Source organism: Nocardia sp. NPDC019219 (assembly GCF_040632645.1).
Taxonomy (GTDB): Bacteria; Actinomycetota; Actinomycetes; order Mycobacteriales; family Mycobacteriaceae; genus Nocardia; species Nocardia sputorum.
In genome coordinates this window covers 534324-553915 of sequence record NZ_JBEYCG010000001.1, presented here as the reverse complement: position 1 = coordinate 553915, position 19592 = coordinate 534324, and the positions used below count along the sequence as shown (strand labels likewise).

Sequence of the window (19592 nt, the reverse complement as noted above, 5' to 3'; positions counted from 1 at the left end):
GCGGTGCAGGTCACGAGATGGCTCTCGAGGGATTCGTCGGTCGTATCGTGATCGAAATCGACCGACGGCCCTATGATGCTGCCAACACACGCGCGGCGCCGACACCGGGGCCGGCAAGACCAGCAGGCTGGTGGGGGTGGTCGAACCGCACCTACGGCACCGACGTACACGGTCGAACAGGAGGTGGAGCGCCGTGCAGGGACTGATCCTGCAACTGACCCGTGCGGGGTTCCTGCTGCTGTTGTGGTTGTTCGTGTGGGCTGTGCTGCGCACGTTGCGCAGCGACATCTACGCGGCATCCGGCATTCGGATCCAGCCCAAGGCCCCACGCGGTGCCGCGGTGCTGCCGTCTTTCAGCCGGGGCCAGAAGGGCGCCAAATTTCTTGTGGTGACTCAGGGTTCACTCGCCGGCACCCGCATCTCGCTCGGCACCCAACCGGTGCTGATCGGGCGTGCGGACGATTCCACGCTGGTGCTCACCGATGATTACGCCTCGACCAGGCATGCGCGACTGTCTCCGCGTGGTGACGACTGGTACGTGGAAGACCTCGGCTCGACGAACGGCACCTACCTCGATCGCGCGAAAGTCACCACCGCCGTCCGTGTTCCACTCGGCACGCCCGTCCGTGTCGGCAAGACAGTGATCGAGCTGCGATCGTGACACTTGTTCTCCGCTACGCAGCGCGCAGCGACCGCGGTCTCGTCCGAGGCAACAACGAAGACTCCGTGTACGCGGGCGCCCGGCTGCTCGCACTCGCCGACGGCATGGGCGGCCATGCCGCGGGAGAAGTCGCGTCCCAGTTGATGATCGCCGCGCTCGCCCATCTCGATGACGACGAACCCGGCGACGATCTGCTCGGCAAGCTCGACGCGGCGACCCGGGAAGGTAACGCGGCCATCGCCGATCAGGTCGAGGAGGAGCCCGAGCTCGACGGCATGGGCACCACGCTCACCGCAATCCTCTTCGCGGGCAGGAAACTCGGCCTCGTGCACATCGGCGACTCGCGCGCCTACCTGTTGCGCGGCGGCGAGCTCACCCAGATCACCCGCGACGACACGTTCGTGCAGTCGCTGGTCGACGAGGGCAGGATCACACCGGAGCAGGCGCACACACACCCGCAGCGTTCGCTGATCATGCGCGCGCTCACCGGCAACGAGATCGAGCCGACGCTGATCATGCGCGAATCGCGTGCCGGTGACCGCTACCTGCTGTGTTCCGACGGCCTCTCCGACGTGGTCAGCGACGAGACCATCGCGAACACGATGCGCGAGGGCAGCACCGACGAGTGCGCCGACCGGCTCATCGAGCTGGCGTTGCGCAGCGGAGGCCCGGACAACGTCACCGTCGTCGTGGCCGACGTCATCGATCTGGACTACGGCCAGAGCCACCCGATCGTGGCGGGCGCCGCGTCCGGCGTCGACGAGGACACTCCTCCGCCGAACACCGCCGCGGGCCGGGCCTCCGCCTTGCGCCCGCCGCGCGCCGCTCCGCGCCGGGCCGCCGCCGCGCCCGAGCCGCCCGCGAAGAAGTCGCACCGGCTGCGCTGGATCGTGCTCGCGCTGGCGCTCGTCGTCGCCGTCTGCGTGGGGCTCGTGGTCGGCTACAAGATGATCCGCAGCAACTACTACGTGGGCGCCGACGACGGCTCGGTGGTGATCCTGCGCGGGCTGCCGGGGTCGATCCTCGGCTACTCGATCCACGACGTGAACCTGGTCGGGTGCGTCACCCGCAACGGCGAGCTCACCCTGACCGAGCCCGGCGCGGACGTCCCTTCCGCGTGCAAGCCGCTGAAGGTCAGCGATCTGAAGCAGACCGGCCGCGATCAGGTGGACAAGGGATTGCCGCCGGGTTCGCTGGACAAGGCCAGGGACTCGATGACCTACCTCGCCCAGCGAGAACTGCTGCCGCCGTGCCCGGTCAAGGAAGCGGCGCCGCAGCCGGGAGTCGTCCCGCCGGTCGAGACCGCACCGCCCGCACCGAACGGCGCTCCGCCCGCACCTGCCACCGCCGCGCCGGCTCCGGCGCCGGAACAGGGTGACGCCAGGGGCACCGAAATCAAGACACCGACGAAGTCGGAGGCTCCGGCCGCGCCGTCGAGCACGTCACCCAATCCCCAGACCGCGGGGGAGAACTGCCGGGTGACGGACTGATGTCCGCGCCGGCACCGCCGTCGGCTGGAGCTTTTCCCAGTCCCCCGGGCGGCTTCGCTCCCGCGCCACCGCCGAGCACCAGACGAAACGTCGAACTGTTGCTGCTCGCGGCGGCGGCGGTGATCACCACTGTGTCCCTCTTCCTGGTCGAGGCCAGTCAAGAACAGTCGCTCACCTGGGATATCGCCAAGTACGGCCTGGCCTACCTGGCGCTGTTCGCGGTCGCGCACCTGGCGGTGCGGCGGTTCGCTCCCTTCGCCGATCCGCTGCTGCTGCCGATCGTCGCGTTGCTCAACGGACTCGGTCTCGTGCTGATCCATCGGCTCGATCTGGCCGACCAGCAGACCGCCGCATACAACTCGTGGGCGACCCCGTCACCCGACGCCACGCAGCAGATCCTGTGGACCGCGCTGGGCACGCTCGTGTTCATCACCCTCCTGATCGCGCTGCGCGACTACCGCACCCTGGCGCGCTACAGCTACACGCTGGGCCTGGTCGGTCTGGTCGCCCTCGCCATCCCGGCACTGCTGCCCAGCAAGTTCTCCGAGACCAACGGCGCGAAGATCTGGATCCGGCTGCCCGGGTTCAGCGTCCAGCCGGGCGAGTTCGCGAAGATCCTGCTGATCATCTTCTTCGCCTCGGTGCTGGTCGCCAAGCGCGAACTCTTCACCGCCGCCGGGCGCCACGTGCTGGGCATGGAGTTCCCGCGCGGCCGCGACCTCGGTCCGATCCTGGCCGTCTGGATCGTCTGCATCGGCGTGCTGGTGTTCGAGAAGGACCTCGGCACCTCGTTGCTGATCTTCAGCACGGTGCTCGTCATGCTCTACATCGCCACCGAGCGGGTCGGCTGGCTGGTCATCGGCGGCGGGCTGCTTGCCCTCGGTTTCGTTTTCGCCTACCAGCTGTTCGGCCACGTGCGGGTCCGGGTGGAGACCTGGCTGCACCCGTTCGACGATTACAACAACACCGGCTACCAGATCTCCCAGTCGCTGTTCGGTCTGGCCACCGGCGGACTCGCCGGAACCGGCTTGGGCAGCGGCAGACCCAGCCAGGTGCCCTTCGCCAAGACCGACTTCATCGTCACCACCATCGGCGAGGAGCTCGGGTTGATCGGGCTCGCCGCGGTACTGGTGCTGTTCCTCGTCTTCGTGGTGCGCGGCCTGCGCACCGCCCTCGCGGTGCGCGACAGCTTCGGCAAGCTGCTCGCCGCCGGACTCGCGTTCACCATCGCGGTTCAGCTGTTCGTCGTGGTCGGGGGTGTGACCAAGCTGATTCCGCTGACCGGTCTCACCACCCCCTTCATGTCCTACGGCGGCTCTTCGCTGCTGGCCAATTACGCATTGCTGGCGTTGCTGATCAAGGTCTCCGATGCCGCCCGCGCACCCGCCCCGGTACGCAAGAAAGAACCGGCGCCGATCGCCGAGGCGCAGACGGAGCTGCTGCGGCGCGACGGCGGACGACCGGAGGCGGGGCAGCTGACATGAACACTCCACTACGCCGAGTCGCGATCGCGGTGATGGTGATGGTCGTCGCGCTGCTGGCCAACGCCACCTACGTACAGGTGATCAAGGCCGACGACCTGCGCTCCGATCCGCGCAACTCCCGGGTGCTGCTGGACGAGTACGCCCGCCAGCGCGGGCAGATCTCGGCGGGCGGCACCGTGCTGGCCAGTTCCATCGCCACCGACGACCGCTACAAGTACCTGCGCGCCTACCCGACCGAGCCGGAGGCGTATGCCCCCGCCACCGGTTTCTACTCGATGCAGTACGGCAGCACCGGATTGGAACGATCCGAGGACTCGGTACTCAACGGCTCCGACAGTCAGCTGTTCGGCAGCCGCCTCGTCGACCTCATCTCCGGCCGGGACCCGCGCGGCGGCAACGTGCTCACCACGCTCAATCCGCTGATGCAGCAGGTCGCCTACGACCAGATGACCCGCAAGGGCTACACCGGCTCGGTGGTGGCGATCGAGCCGAGCACCGGCAAGATCCTCACCATGGTGTCCACGCCGAGCTACGACCCGAACCTGCTGTCCGGGCACGACGGCGCGCGCGGCACCCAGGCGTGGGAAACGCTGAGCGCGGATCCGAACCATCCCATGTTGAATCGCGCCATCTCGCAGACCTATCCGCCCGGGTCCACATTCAAGGTCGTGGTCACCGCCGCTGCGCTGGCCAACGGCGTCGCGACTCCCGACGACCAGTTCACCGCCGCGCCGACCTTCACCCCGCCCGGCACCAGCACCCCGATGGAGAACTACAACGGCACCACGTGCGGTCCGAACCCGACCGCTTCGCTGCTCGAGGCGTTCCGGCGCTCGTGCAACACCGCTTTCGCCGAACTCGGCATCAAGGTGGGCGCTTCGACCCTCAAGGACGAAGCGGCCGCGTTCGGTGTCGGCCCGCACCGGGGTATCCCGATGCCGGTGGCGGAGAGCACCGTCGGCCCGATCTCCGACGACGCCGCCCTGGCCCAGAGCAGCATCGGGCAGCGCGATGTGGCCTTGACCCCGCTGCAGAACGCCGTCGTCGCGGCGACCATCGCCAACGGCGGTGTCCGGATGGAGCCCTACCTGGTCGATCAGCTGCAGGGCCCGGATCTGAGCGAGCTGTCGAAGACCAAGCCGGTCTCGGTCGGCCAAGCCGTCAGCGCCGATGTAGCGTCGACCGTGACCAACCTGATGATCGCGTCGGAGGGCAACACGGCTGGAGGTAACCAGACCCCTTATCAGATCGCGTCCAAGACCGGCACCGCGGAGCACGGGACCAACCCGCGCAATACGCCGCCGCATGCTTGGTACATCGCGTTCGCCCCCGCGCAGAACCCGAAGATCGCCATCGCGGTGATCGTGGAGAACGGTGGGGACCGGGCGCTTGCCGCGACCGGTGGGTCGGTCGCCGCGCCGGTGGCTCGCGCGGTTCTCGACGCCGGTCTTCGAGGGGGCTGAACGATATGGATGTGCGAGTGAAGGTACGGGGACCTCGATGCTGAACAACGGTGCGATGATCGCCGACCGGTACCGGCTGCAGCGACTGATCGCGACCGGCGGCATGGGTCAGGTCTGGGAAGCGCTGGACACCAGGTTGGACCGCAGGGTCGCGGTCAAGGTGCTGAAATCGGAGTTCTCGGCCGACCCGACGTTCCGGCATCGATTCCGCACCGAGGCGAAGACCACCGCCCAGCTGAATCACCCCGGTATCGCGGGAATCTACGACTACGGCGAGACGATCGACCCGCAGGGCAGCGAGATCGCGTACCTGGTCATGGAATTCGTCCAGGGCGAACCACTGAACACGGTGCTCAACCGCCTGGGCAGGCTGTCGGTCGCCCAGGGCCTCGACCTGCTCGAGCAAACCGGACGCGCGCTGGAGGTGGCGCACCGCGCGGGCGTGGTGCATCGCGACGTGAAGCCGGGCAACATCCTGGTCACCCCGACCGGACAGGCGAAGATCACCGACTTCGGCATCGCCAAGGCGGTGGACGCGTCCCCGGTGACCAAGACCGGCATGGTGATGGGCACCGCGCAGTACATCGCACCGGAACAGGCGGTCGGCGAGGACGCCTCCGCGGCCAGCGACGTGTATTCGCTCGCCGTGGTCGGCTACGAGGCGCTGTCCGGACAGCGGCCGTTCACCGGCGACGGCGCGCTCACCGTCGCGATGAAGCACGTGCGCGAGACGCCGCCGCCGATGCCGGCCGATCTGCCCGGCAACGTGCGCGAGCTGATCGAGATCACGATGGAGAAGGATCCGGGGCGCCGCTACGCCAGTGGCGGTGAGTTCGCCGACGCGGTCGCCGCGGTGCGCGCGGGCCGACGTCCGCCGCCGCCGAGCGGCGCCCACCCGGCCGCTCCCCTGACCGGCGCCACGCGAGTTCTCCCGCCCGGCCCGACCGCCGTGATCCCCTCCAGCCCCGCCGACTTCGACGGTGCGACGGTGCGCTACTCGACGCCCGCGGCAGGCGCGGTGAACGCGGCGAATCGCGCGGGCACGGTCGCCGCCCCGGCCACCGTGCTCAGCCGTGGCGCGGCGGGCGGTCCGCCGCCCGGCGACGACAAGCGGTTCACCTCGACCCAGAAATGGTTGGCGGGTCTGGGCATCGGCGCCGTGCTGCTCGGCGCGCTCACGACCTTCTTGCTGTTCGGCGGCGACACCAACCCGGATTCCACACCGTCGCCCACCACCACGTTCGCGCCGAACCCCAAGCCCGCGCCGCCGGTGGCCACCACGACCATCCCCAAGCCCGCGCCCGCGCCGGTGGACACCGAGACCTACGAGCCGACCACCACCGAGCCGAAGACCACGACACCGGAGCCGACGACGACCACCCCGCCGACCACCACCACGGCACCGAGCACCACCAAGCCGACCACCACCGCGCCGACCACCACGATCACCCGGCCGCGCGTCCCCACCCTCGACCTACCATTCCCCGAGATTCCCGGTGCCCGGGGGCCATCGGCCACCCGTAACGGAACCGCTACTCCTCCGCAAGGACTGCCATGACGACCCCGAAGAATCTCTCGTCTCGCTACGAGCTGGGCGAGATCATCGGGTTCGGCGGTATGTCCGAGGTGCACAAGGCGCGCGACGTCCGGCTGAGCCGGGACGTGGCGATCAAGGTGCTGCGGGCGGACCTGGCCCGCGACCCCACGTTCTACCTGCGGTTCAAGCGCGAAGCGCAGAACGCCGCCGCGCTCAACCATCCGGCCATCGTGGCGGTCTACGACACCGGCGAGGCCGAGGTGGACGGCGGCCCGCTGCCCTACATCGTGATGGAGTACGTCGACGGCGACACGCTGCGCGACATCGTGCGCGGCAAAGGACCGCTCCCGCCGCGCCGCGCGATGGAGATCATCGCGGACGTCTGCGCCGCCTTGGATTTCAGCCACAAGGCCGGGATCGTGCACCGCGACATGAAACCCGCGAACATCATGATCAACCGAGCCGGCGCGGTGAAGGTGATGGACTTCGGCATCGCGCGCGCGATCGCCGACAGCTCCAACCCGATGACCCAGACCGCGGCGGTGATCGGCACCGCGCAGTACCTCTCGCCGGAACAGGCCCGCGGCGAAACGGTGGACGCGCGCTCGGACGTCTACTCCGTCGGCTGTGTGCTGTTCGAGATCCTCACCGGCGAGCCGCCTTTCACGGGTGACTCACCGGTCGCGGTCGCCTACCAGCACGTCCGGGAGGATCCGCGGCTACCCTCGCACGTGTACTCGGGCGTCCCGCGCGAGCTGGACTCGGTCGTGCTCAAGGCGATGAGCAAGAACCCGGCCAACCGGTACCAGACCGCCGCCGAGATGCGCGCCGACCTGATCCGGGTGCTCGGCGGCCAGAAGCCCAGCGCTCCCATGGTGATGACCGACGAGGATCGCACCACCATCATGGGCCAGGACGAGCCCGCGCCGCGCACCTACCGCACGGTCGAGCGGCACGACGACACCGCCGAACAGGATCCGGCCGAGCCGAATGGCCGGCGTCGGAGCACCTATATCGCGCTCGGCGTCGCCGCGGCTGTCGCCGTGGCGTTCGCGCTGTTCTGGGTGCTGCTCGGCCCGGGTAGCCGCCCGGATCAAGTAGCCGTTCCCGATCTGTCGAACAAGTCCTCCCAGCAAGCGCAGGACGCGTTGCAGAAGCTCGGCTTCTCGGTGGCGGTCCAGCAGAAGCCCGACAGCAAAGTCGCGACGGGCAACGTCATCGCGACCCAGCCCCTCGGCGGCTCGCGGATCGACGAGGGCAGCACGGTCACCGTCCAGGTGTCCTCCGGTCCCGCGCAGGTCCAGGTGCCGAAGCTGACGGGGCTGACCCAGGAGCAGGCCGAGCAGGTGCTGAACTCCAAGGGGCTGCGGATCAACCCGAACATCGAGCGCAAACCGTCGAGCACCGCCGAGAAGGACCAGGTGATCGAGCAGAACCCGTCGCCGGGTTCGAAGGTGGACGTCGACTGGGAAGTCGTCGTCACGGTCGGCACCGGTCCGGAATCCGTGCGGGTGCCCTACGTCGTCGGCCAATCGATCGACGTGGCCCAGCCGAACATCGAGGGCAACGGCTTCAAGGTCGTCGTCCAAGAGGTGCAGTCGTCCAAGCCCAAGGGCGAGGTGGTCGCCTCCAGTCCGGCCGGCGGCAGCAACGCGGAGAAGGGCTCCACGGTCACCGTCCAGGTGTCCGCGGGTGACCTCAGGATGCCGTCACTGATCGGCCTCACCGTCTCGCAGGCGGTGGAGAAGTTGCGCGCGGAAGGCTGGTCGGGCAGCACCAGCCAGATCAGCCAGTCGCCGCAGGGCACCTTCGACGCGGGCAACGTCGGGCGCATCCTCAGCCAGCAACCGTCGGCGGGCAGTTCCATCCAGAAGAACAGCGCCATCCTGGTCGGTGTGGGGGTGCTCGGCCCGCCGTGATCGACGGCGCCGCTGGTATCCAGAAAACGAGACCATCCGGTGTGAATTGCGGGAGAATGATGCTGCTCCATCCCAATCAGCGCAGCTGAGCACGAGGAGGTAGCTCATGACCACTGCCAGGGACATCATGAAACCGGGCGTTCAGTGGATTTCGAAGGACACGACCATCCAGCAGGCCGCGCGCACCATGGCCGAGCTCAACGTCGGGTCCTTGATCATCTCGGACGAGAACGAGCGGATGTGCGGCATCGTGACCGACCGCGACATCGTGGTGAAGTGCATCGCCCAGGGCAAGGCACCGGCGGATTGCCGCGTCGACGAACTGTGCGAAGCGACGCCGCGGTGGGTCGACGCCAACGCCGACATCGAGGAGGTTCTCGATGAGATGGAGAGCAACCGGGTCAAGCGCATGCCGGTGATCGAGAACAAGCGGCTGGTCGGCATGATCAGCGAGGCGGATCTGGCCAGGCACCTGGACGACAATCAGCTCGGCGAGTTCGTAACCGCCGTCTACGGGCGTCCCTAGGCCCCGGAAGCGCACCGAGTTGCCGTGCCGCCTTGGGGCTGAATTCCGCTCGGTCCCGGGATCCGGCGGTCGGTCGAATGGCGATTCAGGCGCGAACCGCGGACGGCCTGCCCGTCGTCCGCGGTTTCACGCGCCCGCGTGGCGTACGAAGATCGACGCGCGGCAGCGGCGTCAGATCGGCTCGGCCTTCGGTAGATAACGCAAGACGGCGACATCGCCGACTTGCGTCACGCCCGCCAAGCGCATCCTTCGGTGTGGCGCCCCCGGAAAGTCGGCTGGATCGACGAAACGCGGCGCGGCGGCGTCGCCGACCAGAATGGGGGCGATCGCCAGGTGCAGTTCGTCGGCCAAGTCGGCAGCGAGAAACGCGGTGTGGATGCGGGTGCCGCCCTCCACCATGAGGCGGTCGACACCGCGTCGGCCGAGGTCGTCCAACAGCGCACCGAAGTCGAGGTCGGCACCCAGATCCACGACCTCGGCCAGTCCCGCCAGCCGGGCGGTGAGTTTCGGCGCGCCCGCCGTGGTGGTGTAGACGAGCTTGTCGCCGCCGTGGTGCCAGAATCGCAGACCGGGATCCAGTTCGCCGCTCGCCGAGAGCGTGACCTTCAACGGGTACTCCGATTTGCCCGCCGCGACGCGTGCCGCCCTGCGGTCGGCGCTGTCGACGAGCAACCGCGGATTGTCGCTGCGCAAGGTCTGCGCGCCGACCAGGATCGCGTCGGAGTCCGCGCGGACCTGGTCGACCCGGTCGAAGTCCGCGCCGCCGGACAGGCGCAGCCGCTCGGGGCTCGCGTCGTCGATATACCCGTCGACGCTCACCGCGACCGACAGCAGCACATGTGGACGCGTCACTGCAATACCAGCGCGGCGACCTCCGCCTCCAGCGCCTGCACCAAGCCCTCCGCGGGACGTTTCCCACACACACCGAGCCAGTTCGCCAGCATCCGATGCCCACCCTGGGTCAGCACCGACTCCGGATGGAACTGCACACCGTGGATAGGCAGGGTCCGATGGCGCATGGCCATCACGATCCCGCTCTCGGTGCGTCCGAGCACCTCGACCTCCTCCGGGAGGGTCTCCTCGAGCACGGTGAGCGAGTGGTACCGGGTGGCGGTGAACGGGTCGGGCAGACCGGCCAGCACGCCTGCGCCGATGTGGAAGACCTCGCTGGTCTTCCCGTGCAACAACTCGGGAGCCCTGGTGACGGTGGCGCCGAACGCCTCGCCGATCGCCTGGTGCCCGAGGCACACGCCGAGCAGGGGGACGCTCTGCTCCGCGCAGGCGCGCACGAGCGGGATGCTGGCGCCCGCACGGTCCGGGGTGCCGGGGCCGGGGCTGATCAGAATGCCGTCGAAGTCGCGGACGACCGCGCCGACGTCGGCCAGATTCGGATCGTCGTTACGCCACACGACAGCGTCGACACCGAGCTGGCCGAGGTATTGCACCAGGTTGAAGACGAAGCTGTCGTAGTTGTCGACGACCAGAACACGCATGGCATCGAGATTACGTCCCCGCACGGCACCGCGTCGCATCCATTACCTGTTGGGATAGCCTAGAGACCACGACCTGCCGCCGAATACGAGGACGTCATGCCCAAGTCGAAGGTCCGTAAGAAGACCGACTACACGATCAACCCCGCCAGCCGGACCCCGGTGAAGGTGAAGGCCGGCCCCTCTCCGGTCTGGTATGTCGCCATCATGCTCGGGTTCATGCTCGCCGGGCTGGTGTGGCTGCTCGTCTACTACTTGGCGGCCGAGCAGATCAGCTGGATGAACGACCTCAACGCCTGGAACTTCCTGATCGGCTTCGGCCTGATGGTGGTGGGCTTGATCATGACGATGCGCTGGCGCTGAGCTGGCGACATCGGCCCGGATTACAGACGTGTCATTCATGCACACCTGTGGATGAGCCTGTGGACAACTCGAGGAGCGATTGGGGAGTGTCGTGAGTCCGGAGCGCTCCGTCCCCGGCCCACCGGACCGTGACGAGCCGAACCTGACCTGGAGCACGCCGACGCCCGCGCTCGTCGCGGTCGCCGTCGGCGGCATCGCCTTGGCCGTTGCCGCAGTGGTGACCACCGAGGCGGCGAGCCGTCTGCTCGTCGGGCTCGCAGCCGTCGGCCTGCTCGGGCTCGCCGGGCTCGGATTCCGGCAACGCCCCCGGCTGTCCGTGGTAACCGGCGAGCGACCACGCATGGTGGTCCGCACGCTGACGGGACCGGACGAGTACGCCCCGGACCAGATCGTTCGCGCCCGGGTGGTGAGCTATCGGCGTCTCGGGCGCAAGATGCCGATGCTGGAACTCGACGTCCTGCACGATGGCGCGGAGCGGCTGCTGATCTTCGGCCGCTGGGATCTGGGCGCCAACCCGGAGTTCGTCTACCAAGACCTGGTGGGAGCGCTGCGGCTCACCGAGGACAAGACCCGCTGACGAGACATTCGCTCCGCTGCCGACGGAATGTTTCACGTGAAGCGAATCCCGCTGTCAGACAGCCGAAGTGATCGCGCTCACAGTCACCGCGGCCAGAGCCGCGAATGCGACCAGAGCCACCGCCACCCAGCCGACAGTCCGCGCCGCTTGCGGAGTCCGCACGCGCAGCCAGCCGGGCAGGAACAGGATGCCGAGGGTCGCGAGCGTGCCCGCGGCCAGTCCGCCCAGATGACCCCAGAGCGAGATGCCGGGCAGCGACAGGCTGATGAACACATTGATGCCGATGATGATGAGCATCTGATTCGGATTCTGCCGCAGCCGGATCAGGATGACCGTGATCGCACCGAACATGCCGTACACCGCTCCGGACGCACCCGCTGTGAGGCTGTGCTGCGCGAACAGCATGACCCCGGCGGACCCGCCGAGCAGCGAGACCAGGTACACCGCCAGATAGCGCGACCGGCCGAGCACCAGCTCGGCATCCCGGCCCACCACGTACAGGGCGAACATGTTGAGCAGCAGATGGATCGGGCCGTAGTGCAGGAAACCCGAACCGAGCACCCGCCACCATTCGCCGTCCGCGACCGCCGGTGCGTACAAGACCCAGTCGATGAACAGCGCGGAGCCCAGCTGGTTGTCCATCAAGCTCTTGGCCTGGGCGGCGGTGATCGCGTAGATCACGACGTTGATCGCGATCAGCGCGTAGGTCACATAGGGAGCGGACGTTCGAGCCGCTGCGCCCGAGACCGTCCGCACCGGCGCGGCGCTACGCTGATCCGCGCGCAGACAGTCGACACAGTGCTGGCCGACGGCTGCTGGGCGCAGGCACTCCGCACAGGACGGCCGCCCGCACCGGGTGCAGGCCAGGCCGGTAGGGCGATTCGGATGGCGGACGCACGTGGGTGCGGGCGGCTGGGGGTTCATAGTCTCATTCGATCGTGATCTTGGTGATGACGACGGGCTCCAGCGGCCGGTCGTTGCGATCGGTCCTGGTGGCCGCGATCGTGTCGACGACCTTCCGGGAATCCGGGTCCACCACTTCGCCGAAGATCGTGTGCTTGCGGTTGAGATGGGGCTGCGGGCCGACGGTGATGAAGAACTGCGAGCCGTTGGTGCCCGGCCCCGCGTTCGCCATCGCCAGCAGGTAGCCCCGATCGAACCGCAGCTCGGGGTGGAACTCGTCGCCGAATTCATAGCCGGGGCCGCCGCGCCCGGTGCCGGTGGGATCGCCGCCCTGGATCATGAAGCCGGCCATCACGCGATGGAACAGGGCGCCGTCGTAGAACGGGCCGGTGCTGCCTCCACTCGCGTTCGCGGTGGTGTACGGCGCCGAGCCGTCGGCGAGACCTAGGAAATTGCGGACCGTCTTGGGCGCGTGGTTACCGAAGAGCGAAAGCTTGATATCGCCGTGATTCGTGTGCAGCGTTGCCACGGATGTCTGATTCGGTGAGGTCACGCCGCCCATCGTGCCACGGTCGGCGACAAGGCCGCGGAACTGGGCCGGACCGGCTTGTGAGCTGGGCCTCCTGCGCGAATCGCCGGGCTGTGCATACAGTGGTCCCATGACCTCGGGGCGCCTGCATGTCTCTTCGCGTTCACGTAACCGGCTCATCCTCGCGGCCGCCGTCGCGCTGGCGGGTGGCGTGGCCTATCTGGTCCGCACCAGGCGGCCGCAGCAGCCGGAACCCGCACCCGCGCCGCCGCGCATCGGATACTCCCGCAACGGCTCCGCACCGACCCCTGTTGCGGGAGCCGGCGCGGAGCACTGACACGCGCGCCGCGGGTCAGCGACTGACGGTCTTCTTGTACTGACGCAGGGCCAGCGGCACGAATACCACCAGGATCACCACCACCCAGGCCAGGGAGGTGATCACCGGATGCCGCAGCGACCAGGCGTCCGACGTCGGCGCGAGCGGACTGGTGTTGCCGAACAGGTCACGCGTCGCCTGAGTGAGCGCGGAGACGGGGTTCCATTCCGCGATCACGCGCAGAGCGGTGGGCAGCTTGTCACTGGGGACGAAGGTATTGGCGATGAAGGTGAGCGGGAAGATCACCATGAAGCTCGCGTTGTTGAACACCTCCGGCGCCCGCACCAGCAAGCCCACCACGGCCATGATCCAGGACACCGCGTAGGCGAACAGCAGCAACAGGATGTAGGCCAGCACCGCGTCCAGGAACGAGCCGCGAATCCGCCAGCCGACGAGCAGACCGGTCAGCGACATGACCGTCAGGCTGACCACGTTGATCACCACATCGCTGACCGTGCGGCCGACCAATACCGCCGAGGAGGCCATCGGAAGGGAACGGAATCGGTCGATGATGCCCTTCTGCATGTCCTCGGCCAGCCCCGCACCGGTGAAGGTCGCGCCGAACACCACGGTCTGCGCGAAGATGCCCGCGATGAGGAACTCGCGGTAACCACCGGACAGACCGGGCACATCGATGGCCGCGCCGAAGACGTAGGCGAACAGCAACACGAACATGATCGGCGACAACGTGGAGAAGATCAGCACGTCGGGCACCCGTTTGATCTTGATGACGTTGCGTTTCGCGATGGTCACGCTGTCGCTGACCACTATGGACAGTCGCGCGCCCAGCGAGGGCCGTGCCGGGACCGAAGCCGTCGCGGTCATCGGGTCGTTCCTTCCGTAGCTTCCAACTGGGCGTGCGTCGTCGTGCCGCCGTCGGCGATCGTCTCCGCTTCGTGGCCGGTGAGGGTGAGGAAGACATCGTCCAGGGACGGGCGGCGCAGACCGACATCGTGGATCTGCACGCTGTGCTCGGCCAGCCGCCCGACCGCCTCCACCAATGCCTGCGATCCGTCGGCGACCGGAACGATGATCCGGCGCAACCCCGGTTCGAGGTGGATCTCGCCATCGGCCAGGCTCTTCAGCGCGGCTTCGGCCGTCGCGAGATTGTCGGCGCGGTCGACGGTCAACTCGATGCGATCACCGCCGACCATGGTCTTGAGTTCGTCCGCGGTGCCCTTGGCGATCACCTTGCCGCGGTCGATCACCGCGATCGAATCGGCGAGCCGATCCGCCTCCTCCATGTACTGCGTGGTCAGCAGCAACGTGGTCCCGCTCGCGACCAGTTCCTCGATGACGTCCCAGAGGTCGAGGCGGGCACGGGGATCCAGCCCGGTGGTCGGCTCGTCGAGGAACAGGACGGGTGGATTGGCGACCAGCGCACCCGCCAGGTCGAGGCGACGGCGCATACCGCCGGAGTAGCCCTTGACCGGCCGGTCCGCGGCTTCGGTGAGCCGGAATCGGTCGAGCAATTCGCGCGCGCGTTCCTTACTCCGCTGCACGCCCATGTGATAAAGACGTCCCACCATTTCCAGATTCTCGAAACCGGTGAGATATTCGTCGACCGCGGCATATTGCCCCGACGCCCCGATGCGGGACCGCAGTGTCTGCGGATCGCGCAGCACGTCGATTCCCGCGACCGTCGCGTGCCCGGCATCCGGTACGAGCAGGGTGGTGAGCACCCGGACGGTGGTGGTCTTACCTGCGCCGTTGGGTCCGAGCAGGGCGGTGACGGTGCCTTCCGGGACTCGCAGGTCGAGTCCGTCGAGGGCCACCAGCTGGCCGTATCTTTTGACCAGCCCCTCGGCGACTATTGCGTCGGGCATGATTCTCCTGAGGTTGCTGAGTTCGATGCGCTTCCGTGCGCCGCCGAGCGCCGATCGATGCGCTGGATCGGGTGACCGGCCGATACCGAGTCAGTATTGTCCGGGTCGCCGACAAATTCATCCGAATTGTCTCCGCCACGACCGGGCGGCCCGAGCCACGCGAGAAGGCCGCATTCCGATCCAGTGGTGCTCGGGGGTACCGGATCGGAATGCGACCGGTTCGATGATCTCGTGGGCCGGGCATCGGAGCGCGGGTAGCGCACTACCTGAATCGAGCAGAGCCCGTACTCGGATCGCGACGATTCGAACGCGGGCTCTCGCGACGCGCGGATGCGCTTCGTGCGGACGATCGAGTCGGTGGACACGAACGCATGTTCGCATCGGGGTACGACACAGTTCGGGCGTCGCACGGAGACGGGCGACACGTGGTGCAACCGTGACCGGCGTGCCGACACGCCCGGACGCATTGCCGATTGGTGGCACGGCGACTGGTCGGCATGTTCCACGCCGCCCCGCACTTCGGCAGGTCAAAGCGACAGTGCTACACGGAAGAGCTTGTTCGACAAGACTTTTGGCTAACAACAGGCCAACGGTCCGCCGCAGCGCGGACCACCGATCGGCTCACCGCGACCGTCGGGGGTCGGCCATAAGTAAGCCAACCCGAAAAAACTTGGAACGTGGCGGTCCCCACGCACACACAATCGCAGATCATCGAGTAGCATCGTTCTCGTCGGCCCCTCCCCCCCGGGCCGACCCTACGCGGGCCTCGGCTAACTCCCCCCCTTCGCCGAGGCCCGCTCCCCATTTCCGGGACAGGTCGAGCGCCTATTCCGCCCGGTCCTCTCCTGCTTCCACCGCTCGCCACGCCGCGACGAGCCGCTGCTCGCGCACCCGCCCGGCGGTGGCGAGCAACGGACGGTCCCGCTCCCACCGCTGCCGGGTCGCCGGGTCCGCGGTCTGCCACAACGGCTCCAGCTCGGTCGCCAACGCGGCGAAGGACGCGAAGACGCCGCCGAGGGCGACGTGCACGCCCGGCGAAGTCGGCGCATCGATGTCCAGGCCGCGCACGGCCGCCACCAAGGTCAGCAGCCGTTGCAGGCTCTCGCGCGGCCAGGCCGACGCCCGCGCCACCCGCACCAGCCAGCCGAGCGTGGCGGCCAGCACGTGAATGTCCTCGATCGTCCGGAACGGCTTCAGGTAGTCCAGATATCCGTCACCCGGGAGCACCAGCGCGGGCACATCGGTCAGCACGACCGAGGCGTGTGGAACCTCGGGCGCGAACACGAGCGGGGGATGATCGGTCAGGCGGACCCCGGCATCGCCGGCCTCGACCAGGCAGGCGCGCAGTCGATTCCGTCCGTCCGCGGCCGTGCCTGCGCTGGCGATCACGACCAGTTGCCGCGCGAAGGAGCCCATGGTCGCGAACGACTTGACACCGTCGACCCGCCAGACCCCCTCTCGTTCGGTGAGCCCGGTGCGGATCGCGGAGGGGTGACCGCCGCCCTCCTCGGTGGCGCACATCGCGACCAACTCGTCGTCCGGCAGATCCGGAATCAGCGTCCGCAGCGCCTCCTGATAACCGGACAGGAAGGCGAACCCCAGCCGGTCGGCGCCGAAGCCGCCTGCGATCGCGATCTCGACCGGTTGGTCGAATCGGTTCGCCGCCACCCGGTGTCGCGTCCACGCCGCGGCGACATCGTCCAGCGGCGCGGCCGCCACCGGTTCGGTCAGCAGGAAGTCGAGCAGAGTATCCACCTCAGCACGGTAACCGAGCGGCGACTCGCGGACGGCTCGCTACGCCCTGCGGGGGCCTGCCGGTTCCGACGACGCGAATCCATGCCTCGGGTCCCCTGGAAGCGCCACCGATCCAAAGCGCAGGAACCAAGCGCTCCTTGCAGCGCTGGCGATCTAATGGCAATCGTCGGTGCTGCGTGGGCGAAATCCACTGAGAAGCCTGCTTCACTGGAGTGTCGCCTCGTACCGGAAGGAGTTCGGTCAGTGCCGGAGCTGGAAGAAAGTCGCAAGAAGGCGCTTTTCGACAGCGAGGCCAGATTGTCCTGGGTGCTGGCCGCGCTCGCCGGGCTTATCGGCGCGGCGGCGTTCATGCATACGGCCGGCTATTTCGTCACATTCATGACGGGCAATACCGAACGAGCCGTCCTCGGTTACTTCCACGACGAGCCGGACATGGGTTTGGCCGCCGCCGGATTGCTCGCGTCGTTCCTGTCGGGGGTGGTCGTGGCCTCGTGGTGCCGCAGGCGCTACTGGTCCGGACATCCGCACGGACCCACCCTGCTCACCACCGTCTGCCTGGCCGTGGCCTCGGCCGTCGACGTCCTCGAGTACCAAGCCTCCGACGAGCCGATCGGCCTGCTGCCGATCATGTTCGTCGCCTTCGGCGTCGGCGCGTTGAACACGTCGTTCGTGCAGAACGGCGAGGTGTCGGTGCCGCTCAGCTACGTCACCGGGACGCTGGTCAAGATGGGTCAGGGTATCGAGCGCCATCTCAGCGGCGGCGATTACGCCGACTGGCTCGGATATTTCCTGCTCTACGTTGGTTTCGGGCTCGGCGCGCTGCTCGGCGGACTGCTGAGTCTGCTGATCGCGGGCTGGGCGATGCTGATCACCGCGACCGTGGTGTGCCTGCTCGTCACCGGATTCACCTACCTGCATCTGGACCGGCACGGTCCCCTCAGCGAGTAAGCCGCCGCCGGACGTCGGCCGGCGATCACGACTACGGTGACCGCGTGCAGAACATCGAAGACGAAGCCGCCGCGTTCGCCGCGCTCGTGATGCGACAGCTGTCCACGCTGGGCGAGACCGACGTCGAATACCAGCCCGACGAGTTCGCGATACGCACCGGGGATCTGGTTCTCGATCTGCACAACATCTTTCACGAAACCCGTGACCTCGATCCGGCGGAACGCGAGGACCGCGTGGCACAACACTGCGATGCCCTGCGCGAGCTACGTGCTCCGGCCCCGGATTGGCCGTCGGTTCGGTCGATGCTGCGACCTGTGTTGCGTCCCAACAGCTTCGGCGTAGGGGTCGAACCCGAGTCGCGACCGGTCGCGCGCCCCGCCTTTCCGTTCGTGGACGAGATGGTCGCCATCGACATGCCCCATACCCGATCGATCGTCACCTACGCGTCGTTGCGGGAGTGGGGCGTGAGCGCGGACGACGTCTTCACCGTCGCGCGCGAGAATCTCGGCGAGATCATGGGTTTCACCGGTATCGAAGAAGACGGAATCCTGCATTTCGTCGACGACGGCAACGGCTACTGCTCCTCCTGGCCGCTGCTCCCCGGCCGGCTCGCCGGTTCCGGGACATCATCCGTCGCGTTCATGCCCGACGTCGACACACTGATCGTCGCCTCCGGCGTCACCGATCTCGACCCCATTTTCGAGGCCGTGGAAGAGCAGTACCGTGACGCGCCTCGCCCGATCTCGCCGCAGGGTTACCTCGTGGACGACAGCGGAGCGGTGATACCGCTCGATCGTTCGCCCGCGCACCGCCACCTGCCCGCCGTGCAGCGCGCCCGATGTGGTCTGGCGGTCACCGAATACGAGGCGCAGGCGCAGATTCTCAACGAGATCGTCGAGAGCGATATGGAGTTCACGCCCTACGCCATCGAGCCCGCCTACGTCGGTTCGGTCATGTACGGCCATGGCGACAACGGTCCCTACACGATCACCGTCTGGGGCGAGGGTGTCGACTATCTCTTGCCGGAGGCCGACTACGTCGCCTTCTGCCGTGACGACCGAGGTGAGCTGGAGCGTCTGTTCGAGGTTCCGTTCGAGGCTGTCGTCGCGCTGACCGGCATCGACCCGGTCGCTGATCTCGCACCTCGCCGCTACGAGATTCGCCACTGGCCGGATACCGAGACGCTGGCGAGGTTGGAAGCGGCGGCGGTCTCGCTCTGACCGGAAACGGTCGGCGCGGATTTCGCGGCGGGAGTCAGAAGCGGCGGGCGCCGGTCACCGGCATCGAAGAGAGCGGGGACGTGGTGACTCCCGTGCCGTATGTCGAGGCATGGATGACTTTGCCATCGCCCGCGTAGAGGGCGGAGTGACTTCCGCCGTAGAACGACACCATGTCGCCTGGGCGCAGATCGTCGAGCGGTATCGGCGTTCCGGCGGCGAGCTGGTCGTAGCTGGTGCGCGGCAGTTCGATGCCGGCCTGCTCGTAGGACCACTGCACCAGTCCGGAGCAATCGAAGGTGTCGGGGCCGACCGCGCCGTAGCTGTAATCGGATCCGATCTTGGTCCGGGCCGCGTCGACCGCCATTTCGCCTGCGGTCTTCTGCGGTATCACCGCCGCGGGCGGGGTGGGCGCCCGCGGCATGATCTGCGGGATGTCGCCGAGGAAGGGGAGCTCGATCTCGGGAAGCAGGCCGAGCAGCGGGATGTCGATGGCCGGAACGATCGTCGGCACCGGCAGCTCGATCA

The 19592-nt window shown here is 67.9% G+C and carries 20 protein-coding genes; 12 read left to right on the top strand and 8 right to left on the bottom strand.

All coding sequences use genetic code 11. From position 1 onward, the window contains the following. Positions 1–193 precede the first annotated feature (193 nt). The 7 genes from ABZ552_RS02560 (at position 194) to ABZ552_RS02530 (ending at position 9080) form a co-directional block, all read left to right on the top strand. Positions 194–661, top strand: coding sequence for an FHA domain-containing protein (locus tag ABZ552_RS02560; RefSeq protein WP_063017079.1), 468 nt, complete (start codon positions 194–196; stop codon positions 659–661). Continuing rightward, entirely contained in the window at positions 658–2151 is a 1494-nt protein-coding gene (locus tag ABZ552_RS02555) for a PP2C family serine/threonine-protein phosphatase (protein ID WP_281876557.1), read from the top strand. The genes ABZ552_RS02560 and ABZ552_RS02555 overlap by 4 nt, the downstream gene beginning before the upstream one ends. Continuing rightward, entirely contained in the window at positions 2151–3635 is a 1485-nt protein-coding gene (locus ABZ552_RS02550; protein WP_357435284.1) for an FtsW/RodA/SpoVE family cell cycle protein, read from the top strand. Before ABZ552_RS02555 ends, ABZ552_RS02550 begins: the two co-directional genes overlap by 1 nt. Then, a complete protein-coding gene (locus ABZ552_RS02545; RefSeq protein WP_159840922.1) occupies positions 3632–5098 on the top strand; it encodes a penicillin-binding protein 2 in 1467 nt (488 codons plus the stop codon). Before ABZ552_RS02550 ends, ABZ552_RS02545 begins: the two co-directional genes overlap by 4 nt. Before the next feature lie 37 nt (positions 5099–5135). Then, positions 5136–6656, top strand: coding sequence for a protein kinase (locus ABZ552_RS02540; protein WP_281919307.1), 1521 nt, complete (start codon positions 5136–5138; stop codon positions 6654–6656). Then, positions 6653–8554 (top strand): Stk1 family PASTA domain-containing Ser/Thr kinase, encoded by a 1902-nt coding sequence (gene pknB, locus ABZ552_RS02535; RefSeq protein ID WP_281876555.1) that lies wholly within the window; start codon positions 6653–6655, stop codon positions 8552–8554. Before ABZ552_RS02540 ends, pknB begins: the two co-directional genes overlap by 4 nt. A gap of 106 nt (positions 8555–8660) precedes the next feature. Continuing rightward, entirely contained in the window at positions 8661–9080 is a 420-nt protein-coding gene (locus ABZ552_RS02530) for a CBS domain-containing protein (RefSeq protein ID WP_195085121.1), read from the top strand. Between the two features lie 171 nt (positions 9081–9251). Here the strand turns inward: ABZ552_RS02530 and ABZ552_RS02525 are convergent, their stop codons facing one another. Continuing rightward, on the bottom strand, positions 9252–9932 hold the full coding sequence (locus ABZ552_RS02525; RefSeq protein WP_281919308.1) for a dihydrofolate reductase family protein: 681 nt from the start codon (positions 9930–9932) through the stop codon (positions 9252–9254). Continuing rightward, positions 9929–10573 carry an aminodeoxychorismate/anthranilate synthase component II gene (locus ABZ552_RS02520; RefSeq protein ID WP_281876551.1) on the bottom strand — a complete coding sequence of 215 codons (645 nt, stop codon included), beginning with the start codon at positions 10571–10573 and terminating at the stop codon, positions 9929–9931. The genes ABZ552_RS02525 and ABZ552_RS02520 overlap by 4 nt, the downstream gene beginning before the upstream one ends. A 96-nt stretch (positions 10574–10669) precedes the next feature. Between ABZ552_RS02520 and crgA the strand changes: the two genes are divergently transcribed. Together crgA and ABZ552_RS02510 are read left to right on the top strand one after the other, a co-directional pair. Continuing rightward, positions 10670–10933 (top strand): cell division protein CrgA, encoded by a 264-nt coding sequence (gene crgA / locus ABZ552_RS02515; protein WP_040871406.1) that lies wholly within the window; start codon positions 10670–10672, stop codon positions 10931–10933. Between the two features lie 91 nt (positions 10934–11024). Continuing rightward, positions 11025–11510: a PH domain-containing protein gene (locus ABZ552_RS02510; protein WP_281876549.1), complete on the top strand. Its 486-nt coding sequence runs from the start codon at positions 11025–11027 to the stop codon at positions 11508–11510. Between the two features lie 54 nt (positions 11511–11564). Here the strand turns inward: ABZ552_RS02510 and ABZ552_RS02505 are convergent, their stop codons facing one another. Together ABZ552_RS02505 and ABZ552_RS02500 are read right to left on the bottom strand one after the other, a co-directional pair. Next, positions 11565–12434, bottom strand: a complete 870-nt coding sequence (locus ABZ552_RS02505) for a rhomboid family intramembrane serine protease (protein WP_281919310.1) — start codon at positions 12432–12434, stop codon at positions 11565–11567. 4 nt (positions 12435–12438) lie between these two features. Further along, positions 12439–12966, bottom strand: a complete 528-nt coding sequence (locus ABZ552_RS02500) for a peptidylprolyl isomerase (protein ID WP_281876547.1) — start codon at positions 12964–12966, stop codon at positions 12439–12441. A gap of 106 nt (positions 12967–13072) precedes the next feature. Between ABZ552_RS02500 and ABZ552_RS02495 the strand changes: the two genes are divergently transcribed. After that, complete coding sequence (locus ABZ552_RS02495) at positions 13073–13279, top strand: hypothetical protein (protein WP_281876546.1); 207 nt, start codon at positions 13073–13075, stop codon at positions 13277–13279. Positions 13280–13294: 15 nt separating this feature from the next. On the opposite strand, the gene ABZ552_RS02490 is transcribed toward ABZ552_RS02495, so the two are convergent. The 3 genes from ABZ552_RS02490 to ABZ552_RS02480 all read right to left on the bottom strand — a co-directional run bounded on the left by ABZ552_RS02490 (position 13295) and on the right by ABZ552_RS02480 (position 16899). Next, positions 13295–14143 carry an ABC transporter permease gene (locus ABZ552_RS02490; RefSeq protein ID WP_159840942.1) on the bottom strand — a complete coding sequence of 283 codons (849 nt, stop codon included), beginning with the start codon at positions 14141–14143 and terminating at the stop codon, positions 13295–13297. Next, positions 14140–15144: an ATP-binding cassette domain-containing protein gene (locus ABZ552_RS02485; protein ID WP_281876544.1), complete on the bottom strand. Its 1005-nt coding sequence runs from the start codon at positions 15142–15144 to the stop codon at positions 14140–14142. The genes ABZ552_RS02490 and ABZ552_RS02485 overlap by 4 nt, the downstream gene beginning before the upstream one ends. Positions 15145–15969: 825 nt before the next feature. Beyond that, complete coding sequence (locus tag ABZ552_RS02480; protein ID WP_281876543.1) at positions 15970–16899, bottom strand: acyl-CoA dehydrogenase family protein; 930 nt, start codon at positions 16897–16899, stop codon at positions 15970–15972. Between the two features lie 243 nt (positions 16900–17142). On the opposite strand from ABZ552_RS02480, the gene ABZ552_RS02475 reads away from it, so the two are divergent. Together ABZ552_RS02475 and ABZ552_RS02470 are read left to right on the top strand one after the other, a co-directional pair. Next, positions 17143–17847, top strand: a complete 705-nt coding sequence (locus ABZ552_RS02475; protein WP_357435278.1) for a YoaK family protein — start codon at positions 17143–17145, stop codon at positions 17845–17847. A 44-nt stretch (positions 17848–17891) separates the two neighbouring features. Beyond that, positions 17892–19067 (top strand): hypothetical protein, encoded by a 1176-nt coding sequence (locus ABZ552_RS02470; RefSeq protein ID WP_357435276.1) that lies wholly within the window; start codon positions 17892–17894, stop codon positions 19065–19067. A 34-nt stretch (positions 19068–19101) separates the two neighbouring features. Here ABZ552_RS02470 and ABZ552_RS02465 read toward each other — a convergent pair whose 3' ends face one another. After that, positions 19102–19578, bottom strand: a complete 477-nt coding sequence (locus ABZ552_RS02465) for a C40 family peptidase (RefSeq protein WP_281881225.1) — start codon at positions 19576–19578, stop codon at positions 19102–19104. Between the last annotated feature and the right edge of the window lie 14 nt (positions 19579–19592).